General features: G+C 39.1%; 4 protein-coding genes. 3 read left to right on the forward strand and 1 reads right to left on the reverse strand.

The genetic code is table 11. The annotated features are described in order from the left end of the window. The 3 genes from ACEW80_RS30095 to ACEW80_RS30105 all read left to right on the forward strand — a co-directional run. On the forward strand, window positions 1–214 hold a 214-nt coding region (locus ACEW80_RS30095; RefSeq protein ID WP_373530122.1), incomplete at its 5' end, for a hypothetical protein. 299 nt (window positions 215–513) lie between these two features. Next, window positions 514–777 (forward strand): helix-turn-helix domain-containing protein, encoded by a 264-nt coding sequence (locus ACEW80_RS30100; protein ID WP_373530123.1) that lies wholly within the window; start codon window positions 514–516, stop codon window positions 775–777. Further along, window positions 774–1,691 carry a hypothetical protein gene (locus tag ACEW80_RS30105; protein WP_373530124.1) on the forward strand — a complete coding sequence of 306 codons (918 nt, stop codon included), beginning with the start codon at window positions 774–776 and terminating at the stop codon, window positions 1,689–1,691. The genes ACEW80_RS30100 and ACEW80_RS30105 overlap by 4 nt, the downstream gene beginning before the upstream one ends. Here the strand turns inward: ACEW80_RS30105 and ACEW80_RS30110 are convergent. Then, on the reverse strand, window positions 1,657–2,745 hold the full coding sequence (locus ACEW80_RS30110; RefSeq protein WP_373530125.1) for a DNA methyltransferase: 1,089 nt from the start codon (window positions 2,743–2,745) through the stop codon (window positions 1,657–1,659). The two genes, ACEW80_RS30105 and ACEW80_RS30110, sit on opposite strands and share 35 nt — an antisense overlap. Window positions 2,746–3,199: the final 454 nt, after the last annotated feature.

Consider the following 3,199-nt stretch of genomic DNA (forward strand, 5'->3'; position numbering starts at 1 on the left):
CTTACAGTCAAGTTGTTATGCAATGGTTACAAACGGAAGAGAAGTATTGTTTTTGAAATGCGATAGCTTCGCTCGCCACAGGCATCGCCACCAAAATGTCCCTCAATATACTCGATCGCATACTTATCGGTTACTTGAAAAGACATCAGAACGTATCCAAGTTTTGCAGGGACTTAAACAAATTGGGGCTTATATTGGTGATTTGAGGAGTTAGGCGATCGCTATTACTATGAGTCGTAATTTTTAGGCGATCGCATTAATAAAAAACCCAAAAATCAGATAATTACGGTGAATAACAATCAATTTGGTGCGTTACATTGCATTAACAAACCCTACAAGATCGGCTACTCAGGGGAGTAATGATTGCGATCGCAATCATTACTCGTCTGGTTGTGGCGGGTATCATTTACACGCAGTTACTGAAGTCAATAGAGCTATTATCCTATTTTGGGATTATCCGAAAATAGGTTTATTGTAATAAACGTAATATTGCAGTGCTAAAAACAAAGCACGATGAAATCTATATCTAGCTATGAGTATGACATATTTCGTCGTTGTATGATTGCGGCTCGTAAGGAAGCGCAACTCACTCAGGAATCTCTAGCCAAATCTCTTCAAAAACCGCAATCTTTCGTTGCTAAATATGAGAATGGTGAGAGACGCTTGGATGTTGTTGAGTTTCTCATAGTTACTCGCATGATTGGCGTAGATCCTTGCGCCATTCTTAGGAAGGTTGAACAACAAATATCTGAGGCATCTCGTGAGGAAAAACTATGAATACACCAGATGTAATCAGACTTGCATCGGAGTATTTAGCTGATTTATCGGGGCATACATTTGATGTTTTAGATGTGTCTAAACCCATAACTGTGAATGCAGCAGTCAATTTGACTAAAGTGATCTCAAAACTTTCACCATTACTCGGAAACCTGATCGAATTTAACACTGTTGAATTCTTAAATAAACAAGATGATTTTGCTGAATTTGGAGCGTGGGAGAGACAAGATCCCGGATTCCCAGACACAATTTTTGTGGGAAATGTTCAACCAACACCGGGATTAGAGATTAAAGCATGGTTCCCATTGGCGACAGAGATAACCGCGCGATTTAAAGATAGCCAGAATCACTTTCAATTTGATCAAACTCACGTTGTGATGTTGGCATGGCTACCTGAGAAGATTATTTATGGAAAACCTCGTATTCTGGATGTATGCGTTGTATCTGGCTTGTCAGTAGCTCTGGCTAGAGATACTCACTACCATAATCCGCCAGATTACCTTGTTTTAGAACCAGAAGATACAACTCAAAGGACATCAAATTTACAGCAAACGAACACCAGTGGCTATAAGTTTCAGGGTTCTAGCAGTGAGCTTTTAGAGGCTCAAAAAATAGTTGATTCTTGGGGATTTGAAGCGAAAATCTATAAGCCGACTAGAGAATATCAGCAACTTCTACGTGAGCTATTGATACGATATAAGTATAGGCTAGATACCAATTTTGCGAAGATGGATAGAATTGTACATCCCGACATTGAGGAATTCAAGAAACGTGTTTACAACATTGAAGTTTCTGGGATGACAGTTGGACAATGGAATAAACTTTTATCAAGCCGCCGAGAAGATAGCATTGCAAAATCATTACAAGAGCATTTAGAGATCAAAGAAGAGAGTATTGATGAACTTCTTGATTAAATCGCTGGACTCCGTAATAAAAATAGTCTGGGTCAATCTCACAAGAATAGGCTTTTCGGCTGAGATTTCGGGCTGCCAAAGATGCACTAAACAGTCCTCCAAAAGGTTCCCATACCACATCATATTTATCACTTGATGATTCAATAATCCTATTCATCAAATCAAGAGGTTTCTGGTTAAGATGCAACGCCTTACCAGAACTTGTCTTAATTCTTTCTTCACCTCGTAAGGCTTGGCGTTCCCATACATTAGTAAAACCATGAGGGCATCTAAATTTTGACCGCATCTTACTCCATTCCTGCCCTGTCAAGGATTGATTGCCATCTATAGAGAAATAAGGCTTTCCATCAGGGCTACCATACGCATTTGCATAATTTACTAGCCTTTCAAACATCTCTGGAGGTGGGAAATACCATAAATGTCCTTGATCAAAATATTTTCTAGTGGCAGCATCTACTACGCCACATGCATCATTTGCCCGTCGTAACGGCAATTTAGACCGTTTCCATTCATTTAGCAACCAAGCTTTTAAAGTAAGTTCGTTAAATTTAACCTCCCTTACATATTGGACACAAACTTCTGTAACTACTGGAAATCTGCGGATTTTTTCTGTATTAACATTCCCTGCAATATGACCTTTGCCTTTATTCCAAACGTTGCAATTAACATACCGCCAACCATACTTTTCTAAAATTGGATGTACTACAGCCCAACCAATTTCTGAATTCCAAAACCAGAGCGTTGTACATGGCATAGCTGCTTTTGACCATTCTTCAATATGTGGCTGATACCAATCGGGTAAATCAATGTGATCGGACGTATCCCCTTCAAAACCTAAAACACCATAAGCCCCATCCGAAACGATTACCGTAGCTTGCTCCCAGTCTTTATAGTATTCAAGACTATTGCCTAAAGATAAAGCAACGTATTCATCACTCCATTCGGAAAAGTTAAGTTTCGCATTTAGGTTTACAAATTTTCCACGACCAACTGTACTAGTAGCTTTTCGTTTCAATGTGACAGGATCGTTTACCTCTTGATTAGATAAATTCATTTGTTCACTTGTGTGGGTTGATGAGTTAATTACCTACATTTTATCCTATTTTGGGATATTTGAAAAGTAGGAAACGACAAAATCAACCACAACCAAGCTCGATCTGCAATTCAATGGCTTTTTTCGATTTTGGAAAGCACGCTACACAATATTTATTGTCAACTTGACTTTTGCATCTCATCCCCTACAAGATCGGCGACTGAGGGGAGTAATGTATTGCGATCGCTATTACTGTGAGTCGTGATTTCTAGGCGATCGCATCAACAATCTATCTCCTGAAGGCGATCGCTATTCCTGTGAGCCGTGATTTTTAGGCGATCGCTTCAATTATGTAACTGCTAGAGGTTTTGCTGATAACTTAAGAACAAGGAAATAGGCGATCGCGTAACATAGAATTATAACTGACTTCAAAACAGCAAATTATATGCTAGAAGCAAATATACGCGACAACCAA

Source organism: Nostoc sp., assembly GCF_041747015.1.
Classification (GTDB): Bacteria; Cyanobacteriota; Cyanobacteriia; order Cyanobacteriales; family Nostocaceae; genus Nostoc.

Excerpts from the sequence above, each read along its gene's own strand:
- ACEW80_RS30100 (WP_373530123.1), top strand. The coding sequence starts at position 514 with ATGAAATCTATATCTAGCTATGAGTATGACATATTTCGTCGTTGTATG.
- ACEW80_RS30105 (WP_373530124.1), top strand. The coding sequence starts at position 774 with ATGAATACACCAGATGTAATCAGACTTGCATCGGAGTATTTAGCTGAT.
- ACEW80_RS30110 (WP_373530125.1), bottom strand. The coding sequence starts at position 2,745 with ATGAATTTATCTAATCAAGAGGTAAACGATCCTGTCACATTGAAACGA.